Origin of the sequence: Pseudomonas sp. efr-133-TYG-5, from assembly GCF_030209175.1 — a bacterium.
Classification (GTDB): domain Bacteria; phylum Pseudomonadota; class Gammaproteobacteria; order Pseudomonadales; family Pseudomonadaceae; genus Aquipseudomonas.
Map to the genome: position 1 here is coordinate 124826 of NZ_JARVSM010000009.1, position 19508 is coordinate 144333.

17 protein-coding genes are annotated in these 19508 nt (G+C 64.6%); 6 read left to right on the forward strand and 11 right to left on the reverse strand.

What is annotated here, in order from left to right; all coding sequences use genetic code 11:
• Positions 1-32: 32 nt before the first annotated feature.
• A complete protein-coding gene (locus tag QRN70_RS25475) occupies positions 33-1454 on the reverse strand; it encodes an MltF family protein (RefSeq protein WP_285420623.1) in 1422 nt (473 codons plus the stop codon).
• Positions 1455-1689: 235 nt separating this feature from the next.
• On the opposite strand from QRN70_RS25475, the gene QRN70_RS25480 reads away from it, so the two are divergent.
• From QRN70_RS25480 to QRN70_RS25490, 3 genes are all read left to right on the forward strand, one after another.
• A complete protein-coding gene (locus tag QRN70_RS25480; protein WP_285420624.1) occupies positions 1690-2496 on the forward strand; it encodes a TatD family hydrolase in 807 nt (268 codons plus the stop codon).
• A 163-nt stretch (positions 2497-2659) separates the two neighbouring features.
• A complete protein-coding gene (locus tag QRN70_RS25485; RefSeq protein ID WP_285420625.1) occupies positions 2660-4141 on the forward strand; it encodes a methyl-accepting chemotaxis protein in 1482 nt (493 codons plus the stop codon).
• Between the two features lie 154 nt (positions 4142-4295).
• Positions 4296-4661: a DUF962 domain-containing protein gene (locus QRN70_RS25490; protein WP_285420626.1), complete on the forward strand. Its 366-nt coding sequence runs from the start codon at positions 4296-4298 to the stop codon at positions 4659-4661.
• Position 4662: 1 nt separating this feature from the next.
• On the opposite strand, the gene QRN70_RS25495 is transcribed toward QRN70_RS25490, so the two are convergent.
• From QRN70_RS25495 to QRN70_RS25505, 3 genes are all read right to left on the reverse strand, one after another.
• Positions 4663-5457 carry an acyl-CoA thioesterase gene (locus QRN70_RS25495; RefSeq protein WP_285420627.1) on the reverse strand — a complete coding sequence of 265 codons (795 nt, stop codon included), beginning with the start codon at positions 5455-5457 and terminating at the stop codon, positions 4663-4665.
• A 203-nt stretch (positions 5458-5660) separates the two neighbouring features.
• Positions 5661-6431, reverse strand: coding sequence for a CHAD domain-containing protein (locus QRN70_RS25500; protein ID WP_285420628.1), 771 nt, complete (start codon positions 6429-6431; stop codon positions 5661-5663).
• A 76-nt stretch (positions 6432-6507) separates the two neighbouring features.
• Entirely contained in the window at positions 6508-6786 is a 279-nt protein-coding gene (locus QRN70_RS25505) for a hypothetical protein (protein WP_285420629.1), read from the reverse strand.
• A 216-nt stretch (positions 6787-7002) separates the two neighbouring features.
• Here QRN70_RS25505 and QRN70_RS25510 point away from each other — a divergent pair, with 216 nt between their 5' ends.
• A complete protein-coding gene (locus tag QRN70_RS25510) occupies positions 7003-8049 on the forward strand; it encodes a patatin-like phospholipase family protein (RefSeq protein WP_285420630.1) in 1047 nt (348 codons plus the stop codon).
• A gap of 142 nt (positions 8050-8191) precedes the next feature.
• Here the strand turns inward: QRN70_RS25510 and QRN70_RS25515 are convergent, their stop codons facing one another.
• From QRN70_RS25515 to kdpF, 6 genes are all read right to left on the reverse strand, one after another.
• Positions 8192-8890, reverse strand: a complete 699-nt coding sequence (locus QRN70_RS25515; RefSeq protein ID WP_285420631.1) for a response regulator — start codon at positions 8888-8890, stop codon at positions 8192-8194.
• 48 nt (positions 8891-8938) lie between these two features.
• Positions 8939-11590, reverse strand: a complete 2652-nt coding sequence (locus QRN70_RS25520; RefSeq protein WP_285420632.1) for a DUF4118 domain-containing protein — start codon at positions 11588-11590, stop codon at positions 8939-8941.
• A gap of 128 nt (positions 11591-11718) precedes the next feature.
• Positions 11719-12264 (reverse strand): potassium-transporting ATPase subunit KdpC, encoded by a 546-nt coding sequence (gene kdpC / locus QRN70_RS25525; RefSeq protein ID WP_285420633.1) that lies wholly within the window; start codon positions 12262-12264, stop codon positions 11719-11721.
• 229 nt (positions 12265-12493) lie between these two features.
• Entirely contained in the window at positions 12494-14551 is a 2058-nt protein-coding gene (gene kdpB, locus QRN70_RS25530) for a potassium-transporting ATPase subunit KdpB (RefSeq protein ID WP_285420634.1), read from the reverse strand.
• 10 nt (positions 14552-14561) lie between these two features.
• A complete protein-coding gene (kdpA, locus tag QRN70_RS25535; protein WP_285420635.1) occupies positions 14562-16256 on the reverse strand; it encodes a potassium-transporting ATPase subunit KdpA in 1695 nt (564 codons plus the stop codon).
• 8 nt (positions 16257-16264) lie between these two features.
• Entirely contained in the window at positions 16265-16354 is a 90-nt protein-coding gene (gene kdpF, locus QRN70_RS25540) for a K(+)-transporting ATPase subunit F (protein ID WP_007899818.1), read from the reverse strand.
• A gap of 417 nt (positions 16355-16771) precedes the next feature.
• Here kdpF and eat point away from each other — a divergent pair, with 417 nt between their 5' ends.
• Both eat and QRN70_RS25550 read left to right on the forward strand, forming a co-directional pair.
• Positions 16772-18136, forward strand: coding sequence for an ethanolamine permease (eat, locus tag QRN70_RS25545; protein WP_285420636.1), 1365 nt, complete (start codon positions 16772-16774; stop codon positions 18134-18136).
• Between the two features lie 210 nt (positions 18137-18346).
• On the forward strand, positions 18347-18514 hold the full coding sequence (locus QRN70_RS25550) for a DUF2897 family protein (protein WP_285420637.1): 168 nt from the start codon (positions 18347-18349) through the stop codon (positions 18512-18514).
• 42 nt (positions 18515-18556) lie between these two features.
• On the opposite strand, the gene QRN70_RS25555 is transcribed toward QRN70_RS25550, so the two are convergent.
• On the reverse strand, positions 18557-19408 hold the full coding sequence (locus QRN70_RS25555) for an urea carboxylase-associated family protein (RefSeq protein WP_285420638.1): 852 nt from the start codon (positions 19406-19408) through the stop codon (positions 18557-18559).
• Positions 19409-19508 lie beyond the last annotated feature (100 nt).

The window sequence follows — 19508 nt, forward strand, 5'->3', positions numbered from 1 at the left end:
AAATATTCCGCCTTAACAATCAGTTTATTAGATCATTTGCGTGAGGCAACTTTCTGGCCCCGGGGCTCCAACGACTCGCGCTCCCGGTCGAACGCCAAGTAATACTTGTTCACGCTATTAACATAGCTGACGGCCCCCATTCCGACCTGCTCCATGGCGATGCGCTCGACCTGGAAGAACCACTGGTTGGGGTTCAAGCCACGCCGCCGCGCTTCGGCGCGCATGCCCTGCACCCGCTCCGGGCCGATGTTGTAGGCCGCCAGCGTGAATGCCATGCGCTCACGCTCGTTGAGCTTGGGACTGTTGAAGAACTTGCGGCGGATCATCGCCAGGTATTTGGCCCCGGCCTGCACGTTCGCATCGAGCGTCTGGATATTGTTCACCCCGACCCGCTGGGCGGCGGACGGGGTGATCTGCATCAGCCCGGTCGGGCCGCCCCCGCTGCGCGCGCTGGGCTGCAGCGCCGACTCCTTGAAGGCCAGCGCCGCCAGGTTGAGCCAGTCCATGTTCTGTGCGTCGGCGTGCTTCTGCAGGGTCGGGCGGAGTTTTTCCAGGCGCTGGCGATCAGCCTTGGCCAACGGATAGTGCACCTGGTAGAGACGGCGGTAGATGCGCAAGAACGCGGCATCTTCATCCGCAGGCTTTTTGTAGCCGGAAAGGAAGCGATCGATACTCGCCCGCAGCATCGAGGCATCGCGGCGCACGAACCAGTATTCCTCGCCCGGTTCGCTGATCATCAACTGCCGGTCGAAACGCAACTTGGGCAGGATTTTGCCCCAACGCTCGGCAATCGGTTGCTCGACGATGGTCAGGTGGAAGATCCCGCCCTGGACCATTTCCAGCACGTCCTCGACCGCCAGCGTCGGATCGACCCACTCGACCTTGATCGGCGCCAGTTTGTGCAGCGCCAGTTTCTGGTTGAGCTGGCTGACCGCCTCCCCGGCCGCACTGCCGGTGGGTAAGGCCAGGGTCTTGCCGGCCAGTTGCTCGACCTTGGTGTAGCGCCGCTCACCCTTGATGCCGACCAGCACCAGCGGCACGTTGCTGGCGATCGGCTCGCTACTGGCGACCGCATGCCCGGGTTGCAACTCCAGCAGCTCACCCGGCGCCACCAGATCACCCTCGCCACGCTGCAACGCGCCAAGCAACTGATCCTTGGCTTTGGGAATGATCTTGAGGGAGATTTCCTGACCGTCGCGGGCGTGGCCGTTGAGGTATTGCTCGAAGGCGCGCAGGCGATGGTATTCGACACCGATGGCCTGGCCCTGGACTTCGCCGGAGCTGTTGCGGCTCTGGTTGACCAGCACGCGCAGCACGCGGCTGCTGCGGATCTCGCTGAGGTCGCGGACCTTGGCGGCCGGCACGGCCTGCAATGGCCCGGGCAAGCGCGCAACCGCCGTCATCGGCAGCAGCAGTGACCCGCACAACAGAAGCAGAACCGAGGGACGAACCATCCACTCTCCGGAAAGGATACGGGGTGTTTTCGCCGCTGAACGGTCAAAGACACCGACGAAAACAGAGCGCCAGGAGCGCCGGTAAAGTGCGAGAGACTGGCACAGTGATGGCATTTTCGCCAACCCAGGTTGTCCCGCGGCCTCAACAGACAGTCATAAGCCGTTGTAGTTCTTGGCTTTTCTTATAAATCTACAGCTCTGATATGCTTTCCGGCCTTCGGCCCGAGGTAGCACCATGCAACTCATCGATATCGGCGTCAACCTGACCAACCCCAGTTTCGCCGACAAACACCAGGCCGTGCTCGAGCGCGCGTACGCTGCCGGGGTCTGCCAACTGGTGCTCACTGGCACCAGCGTCGAGGGCAGCGAAGAGGCCCTGCAACTGTGCCGGCAACTGGACGACAGTGGCCAGCGCCTGTTCGCCACCGCGGGCATTCACCCGCATTCGGCCAGCGACTGGAACGCCGACAGCGCGCGACGCCTGCGCAATCTGCTGAAAGAAACGGGGATGGTCGCGGTGGGCGAATGCGGACTGGATTTCAACCGCGATTTCTCGCCGCGCGCGCAGCAGGAAAAAGTCCTCGAGGAACACCTGGCCCTGGCCGTGGAGCTGCAATTGCCGGTGTTCCTTCACGAGCGTGATGCCAGCGCGCGCCTGCTGGACATTCTCAAAGACTTTCGCGATCAGTTGCCCGCCGCCGTGGTGCACTGCTTCACCGGCGAACAGAAAGCGCTGTTCAGCTACCTCGATCTCGACCTGCACATCGGCATGACCGGGTGGATCTGCGACGAGCGCCGTGGCACCCACCTGCACCCGCTGGTCAAGAACATCCCGCGGGGCCGGCTGATGCTGGAAAGCGATGCCCCGTACCTGCTGCCACGCAGTCTGCGGCCGAAGCCGAAAAACGGCCGCAACGAGCCGGCCTACCTGAGCGAAGTGCTGCGCGAAGTGGCGCTGCATCGGGGGGAAACCGAGGCCGACCTGGCGGCACACACCACCGCCTGCGCCCGGGCGTTTTTCCGTTTGCCGGCAGTGGTCTGAGCCGCAAGAGATCGCAGCCTGCCGAGTGTTCGTCATCTCGGCGCAAGCGTTGGCGAAGGCGGTGATCTCTGCATCTGTTGACCCACATCAAGCCCGACTTCCGCCGTAGCGGCACAATAATGGCACCTTGCCAAAACTGTTTCCGCTATCAGAGAAGACCTCCATGGGTGCCTGGCTTAGCAATATCTCGCTGAAATACAAATTCTGGGCGGTCAACGCGGTCGCCTTCGTCACCACCCTGCTGTTGGTGCTGTACGCCGTGCAACTCGAGCAGCAGGCGCGCAGCCACGCCGCGCAGGCCTCGGCTCAGGCGCAGGCGCAATTGCTCAAGGCCTGGCCGGCCGGACAGGCGTTGCCCAAGGCCGATCAGATGCTGACATTCAAACGCGGTGAAGCGCCGCGACTCAACGAGCAACCGTTGCTGGAAATCAGCGACAACCTCGGCTGGGTGGAAATCAGCCACCTGCCGCTGTTCGGCGATAACCCGTTGCTCGGCGCCGAAGTGTTCAGCCGCGCCGACGGCCAGCAAGTCGCGGTGATTGCCTACGGCCCGAGTCTGAGCCAGGTGTTCGGCGAGCGCTTCGCCAATTACGCGGTGGCGGTGTTCATTCTGATGCTGGCGATGCTCGGCGCTTCGCAATTGCTCATCCGCTTTCTCCTCAGCCAGCTCAACACGTTGAAAGACGTGATGCTGCATGTGGAGAAAAGCGGCGATCTGTCGGCGCGGGTGCCGCTGGCCTGCAAGGACGAAGTCGGGCAGATGGCCAATGCGTTCAACGCGATGCAGGCCGGATATCAGCGCGTGGTCACCACCGTGGCCAACACCGCGCGCCAGCTCGACGTAGGCGCCGCGCGGCTGGCCTCGAGCATGAACGAGGTGCGTCACGGCATGCTCGGCCAGCAGAGCGAAACCGATCAGGCCGCCACGGCGATCAACGAAATGACCGCCACCGTTTACCACATCGCCCAACACGCCGGCGCCACCCGCGATCTGTCGCAGACCGCCGACGGCCTGGCCGGCAGCGGCCAGCAAGTGGTGAGCCGGGTCCAGCACTCGATCGCCGGGCTGTCCAGCGGCGTGCAGCAGACTGCGCAGATGATCCAGCGCCTGGCCGAAGACAGCCAGAAGATCAACGGCGTGGTCAGCGTCATCCACAGTATTGCCGAACAGACCAACCTGCTGGCCCTCAACGCCGCCATCGAAGCGGCTCGCGCCGGGGAGATGGGCCGCGGTTTTGCCGTCGTCGCCGATGAGGTGCGCAACCTGGCCAAACGGGTGCAGACCTCGACCGATGAAATCACCACCATGGTCTCGGCATTGCAGGCCGGCACCCGTGACGCAGTGGACTTCATGCAGGAGAGCTCCTACAAGGCTGACGACTGTGTGCAGCAGGCACAGGAGGCCGGTGAAGCGCTGGCGGAAATCACCGGCGCGGTGGCGCAGATGCGCGAAAGCAACACGCAGATTGCCGTGGCTGCCGAGCAGCAGAGCCAGGTCGCCGAGGAGATGAACCGGGCGGTGGTGAGTATTCGTGATGTGACCGAAAACACCGTGCAGCAGACCGTGGATTCGGCGACCACCAGTAATGAGCTGGCGACGTTGGCGGGGGAGTTGAGCAGGGCCATAGGTCAGCTCAAGCTCTGACCCACCCAGGATCGCCGTCTGCAGCGGCGGCCGCAAGCGGCGATCCTTTCCCTCCATCACGCCTATCGTGCCCATAGCCAAGCTTGATTCGCCGCCCTTCCCGCCCGGGCCTATTCTTCAGGCATGTGTCCAACATGGAATGAGGAGTCGCAACATGGGCAAACGTCACCCCAACCTTCCCGCGTGGCAATGGCGCGCGTACCCGCACAACCACCAGCACCCGACAAACCTGGTCTTGCACCTGATTGCCGTGCCGCTGTTCATCGTGGCGTTTCTGCTGATCGTCTCCGGGGTGTTCAGCCTGAGCCTGGCAAGCGTGGCAATTGGCGTGATCGGGATCGTCGCGGCGCTGGGTCTGCAGCGCCACGGCCACAGCCTGGAGGCGCAAGCCTCCGAGCCGTTCAGTGATCGCAAGGACGCCGTTTCGCGGCTGCTGGTCGAACAGTTCCTGACCTTTCCGCGGTTCTTTCTCAGCGGCGGCTGGTACCGCGCCTGGCGTGAGCGCCACCGCCGGCATTGACTCAGGCGAAAATCGTCACGGTCTGCCGGCTCATGGCAATCAGCTCGCCCTCGGCGCTCCACAAATGCGCGGCGACGTGACCGTAACCGTCGGCGGCATACTCGATGTCCGCCAGGTATTGGCACCAGTCCAGGGTGCTCAACTCGCGTAACGGCTGCACAAATTCGATGGTCCAGGTCAAGGTACTGCCCGGTGCCGGTTTCTTCAGGTACGGCAACAGCGCGGGCGGCCAGGCATCGACCAGCGCCAGCAGATGCGCCTCGCTGACCGGTTCCTCCTTCACATCCCCACGCAAGCGCACCCAGCCGCCCATCTGCCGCGACGGGTTGCCGGTGAACGGCATGCCGCCGACGCTCCAGCGCATCGCCAGATGCCGCATGAATTCCGGCGTCACGCCTTTGATGTAAGGCAGCTCCTGACACTCGTCCCAATGCTTCGTCGCTGGCGCCGGATACGCCGCCACCGCCACTTCCGACGGTCGCGACGCCCCGAAGCTGCCCTGCACCAGGGTCACGACCTGGCCGTTCTGCATCGCGCGTCCGAGTAGCTGGCTGACGGCCTTGCCTTCACGCAGCACCTCGACCTCGAAACTCACCGGCACCTCAGGTTCGACCGGGCCGACGAAGGTGATCGCCAGCGACCGCACCGGGCGCTCAGTCGGCACCCGGGCCCGCATGGCCTCGTATTGCAACGCCGCCACCAGCCCGCCAAAACTGGCCCGCCCCTGCCCCCATTCGGCCGGAATGGTGACCTGCGGTTGACGGCGGACAGCATCGAGCAGATCGCAAAAGCGCATGGAAACCTCGGACACGAAAAAGAGAATGAGCGGATCTTAACCAGCGAGGCAGAGCGGCGCAGCACTCATTCCGGCCAAAAGCACTGACAGAAAAGCCGCCGGCCAACGCGGCAGTAGCAGCTATGCGCAGATCGCATTCGCCACAGCATGTGCGCACCGTCACCTTCGCGTGCCAACACGCTCACCCGGTTTTCGCAGAGATTTCAGGATTTCTTGAAGCAACTGGCGCTGAGTTTTTCCAGCACCCGGTCGGCCTTGGTTTCCGCCGCGAGCATGGTTGCCTGCCAGGTCGCGACACACGGTTGCAGATCGGCTTCGTGCTCGGCCTTGGCCAGCCATTGCCAGCAATCGTGCCAGCCGCCCAGGGCACCTTGCGCGGATTTCAGGCGCGCCAGCGCGGCGGCGGGCAGGCGATCGAGTTCCGGATAGGCTTCGATGCCGTAGCGCACACGCTTGATCAGCAGGCGCAGACGATGGCGGTCGTGGGCCGGGTCGTGCAGCGCCTTGTCGAGATTCTTCCACTGTTTGCCCAGGCGCTTTTCGATGCGCTTGTCCAGGCCCTTGAGCAGCCCCTGACGCTGGGCGGCGCGCAGGAATCGCGGAAAGGCGTCGAGCATCATCAGCAGCGACGCCAGCTCGGCACTCGCCGCCAGCGCCGGGTAGGCCTCGGCCATCTGCGCCATGCGCCGCTGCGCGGCCTCGGGCTGGTGATGCTCGAGCAGGTAGGCCGCCAGCACCTCGCGATCGCGCCACGGGGTGGTCAGTTGCCCGACCGCGGCCGCCGCGCCTTCCAGTTGCTCGACCCCGGGCAGGCCGCGCAACGGTCGCAACAGGCTGCGCAAGCGGCGCACGGTGGTGCGCAGATCATGCAGCGCCTCGGGATCGGTTCGCGCCGTCAAGCGCGCCTGACAGGCCAGCAGCCGTACTTCCAGGCTCAGGACATGAGCCACCAACCGGTCAACCAACGCAGACATCGCTTGCTCCTGATTCCAATGGCGTTACGCGAGTGTGGGCGAACAAGGCTCCCTGCCCTTGCGCCACCTCAGCAGCTTAGCGGCCGGCGCGGGATTCGCGAATGTAGAAGCGCGCTTTTTCGGCCTTGGCGCTGCAGCCTTCGAAGCCTTCGAACTGCTGCTGGGTCTTGGCCGCCGTCAGCAGCGACAGGGCCTTGGAGTAACTGACGGTACCGGCGAAGCCTTCCGCCTTGGCCAGGTCCAGCTCACGCCACGCGGCGTCGAGCTGGCTGCCGCAGCTGTCGCGATACGCGGTCTTGCCGGCGCAACCGGCCAGTGCCAGGGCCATCAACGGTACACAGATCCAGGCTTTCATCACTCACACCTCAAAGTAGGTCAACAGTCGTGCAGGTAAGACGGTTCGCCGGCGAAAAAGTGCCTTGTGCCAGGCGCAATCCGCCGCCACCGAAAAGATAGCGCCGCGGCGTGACAAAGTATCGAGAAAACGACGCCAGCGGCGTTGCCGGCGACCCGGCGATTGTCGCCCGCCCCCCGATGGGTGCATTGTGGCGTCTTGTCGGGAGGAAGTTTGATGAAAAAACGTGTCGCACTGGTGCTGGGCTCCGGTGGCGCCCGGGGTTATGCCCATATCGGCGTCATTGAAGAGATCGAACGACGCGGTTATGACATCGCCTGTATTGCCGGGTGTTCGATGGGCGCAGTGGTCGGCGGCATCTATGCCGCCGGCAAGCTCGACGAGTACCGCAACTGGATCGAAAGCCTGGATTACCTCGATGTGCTGCGTCTGGTCGATGTCAGTTTCCGCCTCGGCGCGATCCGCGGCGAAAAGGTCTTCGGCCAGATCCGCAAGATCGTCGGCGAAATCAATATCGAAGACTTGCGCATCCCCTACACGGCGGTCGCCGCCGACCTCACCAACCAACAGGAAATCTGGTTCCAGGAAGGTTGCCTGCATCAGGCGATGCGCGCATCGGCGGCGATCCCCAGCCTGTTCACCCCGGTGATGCAAGGCAACCGCATGCTGGTCGATGGCGGCATTCTCAACCCGCTGCCGATCGTGCCGGTGGTGTCCAGCCATTGCGACCTGATCATCGCGGTCAACCTCAACTCGACCAACCAGCGCCATTACAAGCTGCCTGTGATTCAGCGCCCGCCCGCCTTCCGCAGCCGCTTCGACAGCCTGATCAGTTCGCTCGGATCGAAGATGCCGTTCCGCCGCACCCAGGCCGAGCAATTGCTGCGCCTGGAGCAGGAGGCGCTGCGCGCCGAAGCGGCCGAGATCAATCCGTGGGTCGAGGGCGCCGAGCCGGAAACCCAGCAACCGGCTGCCGCCCCGGAGCGCGACGGCGCGCCGAAATCCGCCACCGGTTCATTCATCATCGACAACGTCGGGCCGGCGTCGCTGCTGGATCTGATCAACCAGAGTTTCGAGGTCATGCAGACCTCGCTGGCGCAATACAAGATTGCCGGCTATCCGCCGGACATCCTGATCAACGTGCCCAAGCGTGTCTGCCGTTTTTTCGAGTTCTACAAGGCGCCGGAGCTGATCGCCTTGGGGCGCGAGATTGCCCGGGACACGCTGGATCGGTATGAGAACGAGCAGAGTAGAGAGTCCTGAAGTTCTCGGCTGGCTGTCAGCGTCTCTTCGCGAGCAAGCCCGCTCCCACAGGGATCCAGGGCGTTACTGAGATTTGTGTATCACACCGACCATTGTGGGAGCGGGCTTGCTCGCGAAGGCGTCAGCTCAGCCAACCCAAAGCCTACAGACTGTTGTCACTCAACAGCCGATACCCGACGCCCGCCTCGGTCACGATAAACCGTGGCCGCGTCGGATCGTCGGCCAGTTTCTGCCGCAGATGGCCGACGACGATGCGCAGGTAATGGCTGTCCTCGGTGTGGGTGGGGCCCCAGATATCCTTGAGCAACTGCTGCTGGGTGATCACCCGCCCCGGATGCCGCGCCAGTTGCGCCAGCACCGCGTACTCCTTGCGGGTCAGGGCCACTTCGGCGCCGTCGAGCAGCACCCGCCGATAGGCCAGGTCCACGGTCAGCGGGCCGAAACTCAACGCGGCCTGCTGCGCTTCACCGACAGGGGCCTGGCGCAGCAATGCCCGCACCCGGGCGAGAAATTCCTGTATGCCGAACGGCTTGGTCACATAGTCATTGGCGCCGCCATCCAGGGCCTGGACTTTCTGCCCTTCGCTGGCACGCACCGACAGCACCAGCACCGGTGCGGTGGCCCATTCGCGAAACTCGCGCAGCACCTGCTGGCCGTCCATGTCCGGCAGGCCGAGGTCGAGTACCAGCAGATCCGGTTTGTTCAGCGCCGCCTGCGCCAGGCCCTCGGCGCCGGTGCCGGCCTCGAGCACTTTGTAGCCCTGCGAAGCGAGGCTGATGCGCAGGAATTTACGGATCTGCGGTTCATCGTCGATGACCAAAATGGTCGCGGTCTGGCTCATGAATTCATATCAACGCAAAAGATTGGCAAGAGAGTAGCGCAGCCGGGCTCAGGCTTCATTGTCCATCCCCGGTTGCGATTGCAGCGGCAGGTGCAGGGTGATGCAGGTACCGCGACCGTCGATGCCGTCGCCGACGCTGATCCGCCCACCGTGGGCACCGACCATGCCCTGACAGATCGCCAGGCCCAGGCCGGTGCCCTGCCCGCCACGATCGCCGCGGGCGGCGGTGTAGAACATGTCGAAAATCTTCGCTCGCTCATCGAGCGGAATCCCGGGCCCTTCATCGCTGACCGCGAAAAACACCTCGTTGTCATCCGCTCCGGCGCGCAGTTGCAGGCGGCCATGGCTCGGCGAGAACCGCGCGGCGTTTTCCAGCACGTTGACCAGCGCCTGTTCGATCAGCGCCGCGTGCACGTACAGCAGCGGCAGCTCGTTCGGCACTTCGGTGCTGACCTGCAACGAGGACAGCACCGCACGCAGGCGATTGAGCGCACTGCCGACGATGTCCGCCGGCGCCACCCAGTCCCGCGCCAGCTTCAAGGCACCGTGGCCGAGGCGGGTCATGTCCAGCAGGTTCTGGATGTAGCGGTCGAGACGCTCGGCCTCATCGCGGGTGCCTTCGAGCAGTTCACGGCGGTCCTCCAGCGGGATCGCCTCGCCGAGGGCCAGCAGGCTGTCGATGCTGCCACGCATGGCGGTCAGCGGCGTGCGCAGATCGTGCGACACCGACGCCAGCAAGGCGCTGCGCAGCTGTTCGGTTTCACCGTGCAGGCGCGCCGCTTCGAGGTCATCGGCCAGTTGCGCCCGGGCCAGGGCCTGGGCCAGCGGCTGACTGAGAGCAGTGAGCAACCGTCGGCGCTGACCGCTGAGGGTCTGGCCTTCCCGGGCGCAGACGCCGAGCAGGGCCAGCGGCCCGTCCTCCACCGACAGCGGCCACCACCACCAGCGCCCGAACGGCAACGTGCCGGTGCCCATGCCGGCCGGCTGGTCGTGCTGCCAGGCCCAGTCGGCGGCGGCGCGTTCCGACTCGCTGAATTGCAGCGGCCCGCCGGTCTCGACCTTCCAGCCGCCCTGGCCGTCGCGGTTGAGCAGGCACAGTTGCAGGTCGCTCCAGCCGTTGAGGTGCTGCGCGGCGGCGCTGATCACAGCCTGACGGTCCGTGGCGGCGGTGAGTTTGCGTGACAGGTCGAGCAGCTCGGTGGTCTCTTCCTGGGTGTCGCGCAGGGCCTGCAACTGACGGCGTTGGCGCGCCGCCAGGTTGCCGGTGAGCGCGGCCATCAGCAGGAAGAACAGCAAGGTCAGGACGTCTTCTTCGCGCTGGATGCTGAAGGAAAAATTCGGTGGGATGAACAGAAAATCGTAGGTCAGGAACGACAGCGCGGCACAGGCCAGCGCCGGGCCGAGACTGCTGCGCACCGCCACCAGCAGCACCGCCGCGAGGAACACCAGCGAGATGTTCGGCAGCGGCAGCACACTCGACACCGCCCATGCCAGCGCACTGGCCAGAATCGTCGCCACCAGCGCCAGCACATAGTCGAACCAGACCAGGGTCGGTGCGCTGCGCGGACGCGGCTGCGGATGCTCGTGATCGTTGTCGAGGACGTTGATTTCCAGGCCGTGGGCCTGGCGCAACAGGCGCGCCGCCAGGCCTCCGCCGAACAGGCGGCGGCGCAGGCTCGGCCGCGACTGGCCGACCAGCACCAGGCTTGCGCGGCGTTCAGCCGCATGCTGGATCAGGGTTTTCGCCACTTCGCCGGCGCGCAGCAACACCACTTCGCCGCCGAGGCGCTCGGCCAGTTGCTGGGCGCTTTGCAGGCGCAGGCGCGATTGCTCGTCACGCACGCTGCCGTTGTCGACGTGCACCAGACTCCACGGCAGATGCCGGCGCTGGGCAACCCGACTGGCGTGACGCACCAGCCGCTCGGCCTGGGCATCGCCGTCGACGCCGACCAGCAGACGCCCGCGCACCGCCGGGGCAGCCTGGCCGAGCTGGCGATAACCCTGGGCCAGATCGTTATCGACCTGGGCGGCCGCGGTCTGCATCGCCAGCTCACGCAATGCGGTGAGGTTGGTCTGGGTGAAAAACGCATCGATGGCCGCCCGCGCCTGCTCGGGCACGTAGACCTTGCCTTCACGCAGGCGCTCGAGCAATTCCCGGGGCGGCAGGTCGATCAGCAGCAGTTCGTAGGCCTCTTGCAGGACCCAGTCCGGCAGGGTTTCGCGCACCTGTACGCCGGTGATGCCGCGCACCTGATCGTTGAGGCTTTCCAGGTGCTGGACGTTGACCGTGGTGAACACGTCGATGCCGGCGGCGAGCAGTTCCTGAATGTCCTGCCAGCGTTTCGCGTGGCGGCTGCCGGGGGCGTTGCTGTGCGCCAGTTCGTCGACCAGCACCAGTTTCGGTCTGGCCGCGAGCAGGCCGTCGAGGTCCATTTCTTCCAGCGTCACGCCACGGTATTCCGAGCGCACCAGCGGCAGTTGCGGCAAGCCGCTGAGCAGCGCTTCGGTTTCCGCGCGACCGTGGGTTTCGACCACCCCGGCGATGACTTTCACGCCCTGGCGCAACTGGCTGTGAGCCGCCTGCAGCATGGCGTACGTTTTGCCAACGCCCGGCGCGGCGCCGAGAAAGACCTTGAGCCGGCCACGGCCGTCGCGGGGCAGGTCGGCTAACAGCGCGTCGGCGCGGCCGGAATCACTCATGCTTGAAGCTCTCTTCCTGATGTTTGTGTATTGCCGGGACTGCCGTCATCGCTGGCAAGCCAGCTCCCACAGGGGGAATGCGTGCTCCTGTGGGAGCTGGTTTGCCAGCGATTGGCCGCGCCACCGATTCAGAGCTTTTCCAGCGCCAGGTTCAGCTCCAGCACATTCACCACCGGCGGGCCCACCAGCGGCTGTTCGATGTGCGCGTCGAGCAGTTGCTGCACGGTCGCAACCGGCAGGTTGCGCGCGGCGGCGACACGCGCCAGTTGATAGGCAATCGCTGCCGGTGGCAAGTGCGGATCGAGGCCGCTGCCGGAGGTGGTCAGCAAGGCCAGCGGCACCGGGCCCTGGCCGGGCACCTGCAACTTGCCGGCGTCGTCGATGACTCGGGTCGCCAGTGCGGGATTGCTCGGCGACAGGTTGCTCGCGCTGCTCGACACCGTGGCAAAGGCACCGGCCGAAGGACGCGGATGGAACCAGGCATCGCCGGCGAAATCCTGGGCGATCAGCGCCGAACCGCGCACCTTGCCCTCGGCATCGCGCACCAGGCTGCCGTTGGCCTGCGCCGGGAACGCGACTTGCGCGACACCGGTGACCACCAGTGGATAGGCAACGCCGGTGACCAGGGTCATCAGCACCAGCAGGCTCAGGGCCGGACGTAACATTGTGGACATTTCGCAATCCTCGAATTCATTGGGCAAACGTTGGCGGGGGGCCAGCAATATCCATCCCCCTCACCCCAACCCTCTCCCCCAAGCTGGGCGAGGGGGAAAGGGCGCCGATCTCTGTACTGTTCAAGTCCCGAGTTCGGCTCGATATCTCAGGTCGGTGTCACTCGCCAGAACACCACGGCCAGTCCCCTCACCCGCCGCAGAGGGTCAAGGTGAGGGGCTCTTCTCGGCCTCAGACCAGATGCAGCGCCGTGAGCAGCATGTCGATCGCCTTGATCCCCACGAACGGCACCAGGATCCCGCCCAGGCCATAGATCAGCAGGTTGCGGCGCAGCAACGCCGCCGCACTCGCTGCCTGCACACGCACGCCACGCAGCGCCAGCGGAATCAGCACGACGATGATCAGCGCGTTGAAGACGATGGCCGAGAGGATCGCGCTCTGCGGACTGGCCAGGTGCATGATGTTCAGCACGCCCAGTTGCGGGTAGATCGCGGCGAACAGCGCCGGCAGGATCGCGAAATACTTGGCCACGTCGTTGGCGATGGAAAAGGTCGTCAGCGCGCCTCGGGTCACCAGCAATTCCTTGCCGATCTGTACGACGTCCAGCAGCTTGGTCGGGTCGCTGTCGAGGTCGACCATGTTGGCCGCTTCGCGCGCCGCTTGCGTACCGTCATTCATCGCCATGCCGACGTCGGCCTGGGCCAGTGCCGGCGCATCGTTGGCACCGTCGCCGCACATGGCGACCAGACGACCGTCGTTCTGCTCGTGACGAATGCGGGCGAGTTTTTTCTCCGGCGTCGCCTCGGCAAGCACGTCATCGACCCCGGCTTCGGCCGCGATGGCCGCAGCGGTCAGCGGGTTGTCGCCGGTGACCATCACGGTGCGGATCCCCAGTTTGCGCAGCTCGGCGAAACGCTCGCGAATGCCTGGCTTGACCACGTCCTTGAGATGGATCGCGCCGAGCAGCTTGCCGTCGGCGCAGACCAGCAACGGCGTGCCGCCGCTCTGGGCAATCTTGTCGATTTCCCGCGACAGCGCCGGGGCCAGGTCGGCGCGTTGCTGACCGAGGAAGGCCAGCAGCGAATCCACCGCGCCCTTGCGGAACACGCGCCCCTGATAATCAACCCCGGACAAACGGGTTTCCGCACTGAACGGCACCGCCGTCAGGGTTTCTGCCGCCGGCTCGGGCTGCGGATGCAGACCGCGCAGGTATTCGACGATGGATTTGCCTTCGGCGGTTTCATCCGCCAGCGAAGCGAACAGCGCGCCCTCGGCCAGCTCGCGAGCACTCACGCCCGGTGCGGCATATACCGCGCTGCAACGACGGTTACCGAAAGTGATGGTGCCGGTCTTGTCCAGCAACAGCACGTGCACGTCGCCTGCGGCTTCCACCGCGCGGCCGGACTTGGCGATCACGTTCAGGCGCACCAGGCGATCCATGCCGGCAATGCCGATGGCCGACAGCAGGCCACCGATGGTGGTCGGAATCAGCGTCACCAGCAGCGCCACCAGAAACACCAGCGGCAGGCTGCCATTGGCAAAGTGAGCGAACGGCTGCAGCGTCACCACCACCAGCAGGAAGATCAGGGTCAGGCCGATCAGCAGGATGTCCAGCGCCACTTCGTTCGGGGTCTTCTGGCGCTTGGCGCCTTCGACCAGCGCGATCATCCGGTCGAGGGTCGACTCGCCAGGGTTGGCGGTGATCTTCACCAGCAGCCAGTCGGACACCAGGCGGGTGTTGCCGGTGACCGCGGAACGGTCGCCGCCGGACTCGCGGATCACCGGCGCCGATTCACCGGTGATCGCCGCTTCGTTGACCGCCGCGATGCCTTCGATGACCTCACCGTCGCCAGGGATCATCTCGCCGGCTTCGACACGCACCACATCGCCTTTGCGCAGACTAACGGCGGGCACCACCTGGAAGCTGCCGTTGGCCAGTTTGCGCCGGGCGCTGAGGCCTTCGCTGCCAGCCTTGAGGCTGTCGGCGCGAGCCTTGCCGCGACCTTCGGCAAGCGCCTCGGCGAAGTTGGCAAACAGCACGGTGAACCACAGCCACAACGCGATCTGCGCAGCGACGAACGTCGGCACACTGCTGTCGGGAATGAAGCACAGCACGGTGGTCAGGATCGCAGTCAGTTCGACCACCAGCATCACCGGCGAGCGCTGCAATTGCCGCGGGTCGAGCTTGACGAAGGCTTGCACCAGCGCCGGCCGCCACAGGGCCGAGATCGCGGTTTTCGCTTGTTCCGGCGCCTTGGCGGCGACGGGCTTGATTGCAGGCATATTCATGATGGATTCCTTAGAAGCCCATACTCAAATGTTCGGCGATTGGGCCGAGCGCCAGGGTCGGCAAGAAGGTCAGGCCGCCCACCAGCAGAATGGTCACGGTCAACAGGGTCACGAACAGCGGGCCGTGGGTCGGGAAGCTGTTCTGGCCGATCGGCGCGGTTTTCTTCATCGCCAGGCTGCCGGCCAGGGCCAGTACCGGGAGGATGTAACCGAAGCGGCCGATCAACATGCCGAGGCCGAGCATCAGGTTGTGGAACGCGGTGTTCGCCGTCAGCCCGCCGAATGCCGAGCCGTTGTTGGCACTGGCCGAGGTGTAGGCGTACAGCAACTGGCTGAAACCGTGCGGGCCGGGGTTGCTGATGGTCGCCGCCGGGCCTGGCAAGCTCGCGGCAATCGCGCCCAGCACCAGCACGCCGACCGGCATCACCAGCAGGGTCACCACCAGCAACTGCACTTCTCTGGCCTGCAGCTTTTTACCCAGGTATTCCGGCGTGCGCCCGATCATCAGGCCGGCGAGGAATACTGCGATCAGCACGTTCAGCAGCATGCCGTAGAGCCCGGCACCGACGCCGCCGAAGATCACTTCGCCGACCATCATGTTGACCAGCGCGACCATGCCGCTGAGCGGGTTGAGGCTGTCGTGCATGCCATTGACCGAGCCGTTCGACGCGGCGGTCGTGGTCACCGACCAGAGCACGGTGGCGGTGGTGCCGAAGCGCGCTTCCTTGCCTTCCAGCGGCGCGGTCTGCTCGACGGCGGCGTTGTTCAGCGCCGGGTTCGGCTGGTACTCGGCCCACAGCGAAGTGGCGCCGCCGATGATGAACAGCGCGAGCATGCAGCCGATGATCGCGCGGCTCTGGCGCAGATCCTTGACGTAGTGGCCAAAAGTGAACACCAGCGCCACCGGGATCAGGATGATCGAAGCGACTTCGAACAGGTTGCTCCACGCGGTCGGGTTCTCGAACGGATGCGCCGAGTTGACCCCGAAGAAACCACCGCCGTTGGTGCCCAGTTGCTTGATCGCAATCTGGCTGGCCGCCGGGCCGAGCGGAATCACCTGATCGACGCCCTGCAGGGTGACCGCATTGACGTATTGCGCGAAGGTCTGTGGCACGCCCTGCCATACCAGGTACAACGCCAGCAGCAGGCACAGCGGCAGCAGGCCGTAGAGCGTAGCGCGGGTCATGTCGACCCAGAAGTTGCCGAGGGTCTTGGTCGATTTGCGGCCGATGCCACGGCACAGCGCGACGAGAACGGCCAGGCCGGTCGCGGCGCTGACGAAGTTCTGCACGGTGAGACCGACCATCTGGCTCAGGTAGCTCAGCGAGGCTTCACCGCTGTAGGCCTGCCAGTTGGTGTTGGTCATGAAACTGACGGCGGTGTTGAACGCCAGCGTCCACTCCTGGCCCGGCAGGTTCTGCGGGTTGAGTGGCAGGTGATCCTGGAACAGCAGGATCGCGAACAGCAGCAGGAAACCGGCGAGGTTGAACGCCAGCAGCGCCAGCGTGTACTTCTGCCAGCTCTGTTCGGCCTGCGGATCGACGCCGGCGATGCGGTAGCAACCGCGCTCGACCGGGCCGAGGATCGGCGTCAGCCAGGTGCGCTGGCCTTCCATCACTTTGTAGTAGAAGCGCCCGAGGAACGGCGCCGGCAGCAAGACCACCGCGAAGAACGCGAGGATCAGCCAATAGTCATAACTGTGCATAGCCGCTCCTAGTTCCGATCCGCGCGCAACAGCGCAACCAACAGATAAATGAACAGCCCCACTGCCAACAGCAGTGACACCCCGTCCAGAACGCTCATGGAAGATCTCCGTGTTACGGCGTATTGCCGCTTGTGCAGGCATTGTCGGAAAGGAGCGTGTAAAGGAACGAGAGCGAGGGGTGCGCCAGCGCATAAAGAAAGCGTAAAGAGTGGGTTTATGCTGGCGTTACAGCGCGGCTTTGCGGCGTGCGGGCGGGCTTCTTCGCGGGCAAGCCCGCTCCCACTGGGGTAAGCGTTGTCTGGACGAGCGCATTTCAAAATGTGCGAGCGGGCTTGCCCGCGAAGACGGCAGCACAGACAACATCGCACCCAACTGGCGCACAACAATGCAGCCATCGAGCCGCGAACATCCCCGATACGACAGCTTTAAGCTCATTACGACCCGCCAATACAAAATGGCACGCGCACTGCACACGCCCTCCCCTGAGCTTTCCAATCCGTTCAGGGAGCAAACGCATGAACACACAACTCAAACCGACGCTGGGCACGCTGCACCTGTGGGGCATCGCGGTCGGCCTGGTGATTTCCGGGGAGTATTTCGGCTGGAGCTACGGCTGGGGGGTGGCCGGGACGCTGGGGTTCCTGGTGACCTCGTTCATGGTCGCGACCATGTACACCTGCTTCATCTTCAGTTTCACCGAGCTGACCACGGCGATTCCCCATGCCGGCGGACCCTTTGCCTACAGCCGCCGCGCCTTCGGCGAGAAAGGCGGATTGATCGCAGGGCTGGCGACGCTGATCGAATTCGTCTTCGCCCCACCGGCGATTGCCCTGGCCATCGGCGCCTACCTCAACGTGCAGTTCCCGGCACTCGATCCGAAGCACGCGGCAGTCGGCGCCTACATCGTCTTCATGACCCTGAACATCCTCGGCGTTAAGCTGGCCGCGACCTTCGAACTGGTGGTGTGCGTGCTGGCCGTCGCCGAACTGCTGGTGTTCATGGGCGTGGTGGCGCCGGCGTTCAGCTTCAGCCACTTCGCCCTCAATGGCTGGGCCGGCGCGGATGTTTTCGGCGCACCGGCGATTGCCGGGATGTTCGCCGCGATCCCCTTCGCGATCTGGTTCTTCCTCGCCATCGAAGGCGCGGCGATGGCGGCCGAAGAAGCCAAGGATCCCAAGCGGACGATTCCCAAGGCCTACATCAGCGGGATCCTGACCCTGGTGCTGCTGGCAATGGGTGTGATGTTCTTTGCCGGCGGCGTCGGCGACTGGCGCACCCTGGCCAACATCAACGACCCGTTGCCACAGGCGATGAAAGCGGTGGTCGGCGATAACTCGGGCTGGCTGCACATGCTGGTGTGGATCGGCCTGTTCGGCCTGGTGGCGAGTTTCCACGGGATCATCCTCGGCTATTCGCGGCAGTTCTTCGCCCTCGCCCGCGCGGGTTACCTGCCGGCGTCGCTGGCGAAACTGTCGCGCTTCCAGACCCCGCACCGGGCGATCATCGCCGGTGGCATCATCGGCATCGCCGCCATCTACAGCGACGGCCTGATCAACCTCGGCGGCATGACCCTCACGGCCGCGATGATCACCATGGCGGTGTTCGGCGCGATCGTCATGTACATCATGAGCATGCTCAGCCTGTTCAAGCTGCGTAAGAGCGAGCCGAACCTGGAACGCACCTTCCGTGCGCCGTGCTACCCGCTGGTGCCGTTGATTGCCTTGCTGCTGGCCGTGGTGTGCCTGGTGGCGATGGCCTGGTTCAATGCGCTGATCGGGGTGATTTTCCTCGGCTTCATGGCGGTCGGCTTCGCCTACTTCCTGCTCACCGGGCAACTGCGCGCCAACGCGCCGGCCGATGCCATGCTCACCGGCCTCTGAGCCACGGCGCCGGCACGGGTCGGTTGCGATCTTTTGCCCCTGGTTGTGTTGACCAGGCGCAAAAACATCGCAGCCTTCGTGACGCTTGCGGCGTGCATACGGCATAAGCGGCCTAGAATGGAACCACTGCGAATGCACTTTGCTCAAAGTGGTATGCAGCGTCGCACGGCGAAATCCTCGCCCGCCGAACTGCCATTAAGGAGAGCCGTTATGCCCTGGTATGCCTGGTTGATTCTGGTCGTTGCAATCGGCTCGATCGTTGGCGGATTGATGATGCTGCGCGACACCGCCAACAAGGTCGAACTGACCGATGAACAGCGGCGCCGCGTCGCTGAACGCAATGCCGAAGCGGATGCCCAGGACGGGCAGGACCGCTGAACGACAAACCCCGCCTGCCCGGCGGGGTTTTGTTTTGCACAGCTACTGTTCCCAATCGGCCTTGGCCACGTGCAGGCCGTGCAGACCCTTGTAGGCGGCACGCTCCGGCTGGCTCCAGCCATCGAGCAGAGCGTCCTCCAGGCGATAGATCTCCACACCCAGCGGCCGGCACACGCTCAGCGGATCCTGCGCGTCCGGCCCCCACATCGGCAGCGACAGGTCGCCGCCGGGGCAGGTCGACAAGGCGCACAGCAAGTCGATTTCGGCGAAAAACTCCAGGTAGTCGCCCTTCTGCGCCGGACAGGCCTTCATGAAGTACAGGTCGTCGTGATTGAGGCCGGTGCACTGGAAGATATTCAACACGTCATGCACATCGAACTCGGTCAGGCCATGGGGCAGCACGGCGCGGGTCAGGTTGGAATGGCAGTGGTGGTGGAAGTCTTCGCCGGTGAGCATTTTGTTCACATACGGGTCACAACGGGTGCCGAGCAAGTCGTGCAGACGCCCGCCGTGCTCGTCGATGCCGTAGGCGGCGAGGCTGTCATCGGTGATGGTCACCAGCGGCCGCAGGAACGGCAAGTTCGACCACAAGCGATCGTGGGTGCTGACGTGCGCGCCCTGTAACTGGCGGGTACGCGCCGCCCACAGGCGCTCGCGCGGATCGTGGGCATTCCACACATTGAAGTCGCCCACCTGCGGCCCCACCGGTGTGGTGACACGAAACACATGCCCGGCCGGCACGTGCCAGGCGCGGCCGGTGCGGATCGGCACCTCGAACTGCTCGATCAGCGTGCGCGCGCTCTTCTCATCGCGAATCCGCTCGTAGAACGCGCTGTCGACCTGCAATGCCGAGCCTTTGCTGACTTGATAGGCCGCCGGATAGTCTTTGTACATGGGGCGCTTCCTCGCTGGTGGGTGGGAAACGAGCAACCACTATCCATGCCAACTTTTCTCGGCGTTACGACCCAGTTGGACGCATCTGCATGCTTTTTAG

Coding starts and splice junctions, on each gene's coding strand:
- QRN70_RS25475 (WP_285420623.1), bottom strand. CDS start 1,454: ATGGTTCGTCCCTCGGTTCTGCTTCTGTTGTGCGGGTCACTGCTGCTG.
- QRN70_RS25480 (WP_285420624.1), top strand. CDS start 1,690: ATGCAACTCATCGATATCGGCGTCAACCTGACCAACCCCAGTTTCGCC.
- QRN70_RS25485 (WP_285420625.1), top strand. CDS start 2,660: ATGGGTGCCTGGCTTAGCAATATCTCGCTGAAATACAAATTCTGGGCG.
- QRN70_RS25490 (WP_285420626.1), top strand. CDS start 4,296: ATGGGCAAACGTCACCCCAACCTTCCCGCGTGGCAATGGCGCGCGTAC.
- QRN70_RS25495 (WP_285420627.1), bottom strand. CDS start 5,457: ATGCGCTTTTGCGATCTGCTCGATGCTGTCCGCCGTCAACCGCAGGTC.
- QRN70_RS25500 (WP_285420628.1), bottom strand. CDS start 6,431: ATGTCTGCGTTGGTTGACCGGTTGGTGGCTCATGTCCTGAGCCTGGAA.
- QRN70_RS25505 (WP_285420629.1), bottom strand. CDS start 6,786: ATGAAAGCCTGGATCTGTGTACCGTTGATGGCCCTGGCACTGGCCGGT.
- QRN70_RS25510 (WP_285420630.1), top strand. CDS start 7,003: ATGAAAAAACGTGTCGCACTGGTGCTGGGCTCCGGTGGCGCCCGGGGT.
- QRN70_RS25515 (WP_285420631.1), bottom strand. CDS start 8,890: ATGAGCCAGACCGCGACCATTTTGGTCATCGACGATGAACCGCAGATC.
- QRN70_RS25520 (WP_285420632.1), bottom strand. CDS start 11,590: ATGAGTGATTCCGGCCGCGCCGACGCGCTGTTAGCCGACCTGCCCCGC.
- kdpC (WP_285420633.1), bottom strand. CDS start 12,264: ATGTCCACAATGTTACGTCCGGCCCTGAGCCTGCTGGTGCTGATGACC.
- kdpB (WP_285420634.1), bottom strand. CDS start 14,551: ATGAATATGCCTGCAATCAAGCCCGTCGCCGCCAAGGCGCCGGAACAA.
- kdpA (WP_285420635.1), bottom strand. CDS start 16,256: ATGCACAGTTATGACTATTGGCTGATCCTCGCGTTCTTCGCGGTGGTC.
- kdpF (WP_007899818.1), bottom strand. CDS start 16,354: ATGAGCGTTCTGGACGGGGTGTCACTGCTGTTGGCAGTGGGGCTGTTC.
- eat (WP_285420636.1), top strand. CDS start 16,772: ATGAACACACAACTCAAACCGACGCTGGGCACGCTGCACCTGTGGGGC.
- QRN70_RS25550 (WP_285420637.1), top strand. CDS start 18,347: ATGCCCTGGTATGCCTGGTTGATTCTGGTCGTTGCAATCGGCTCGATC.
- QRN70_RS25555 (WP_285420638.1), bottom strand. CDS start 19,408: ATGTACAAAGACTATCCGGCGGCCTATCAAGTCAGCAAAGGCTCGGCA.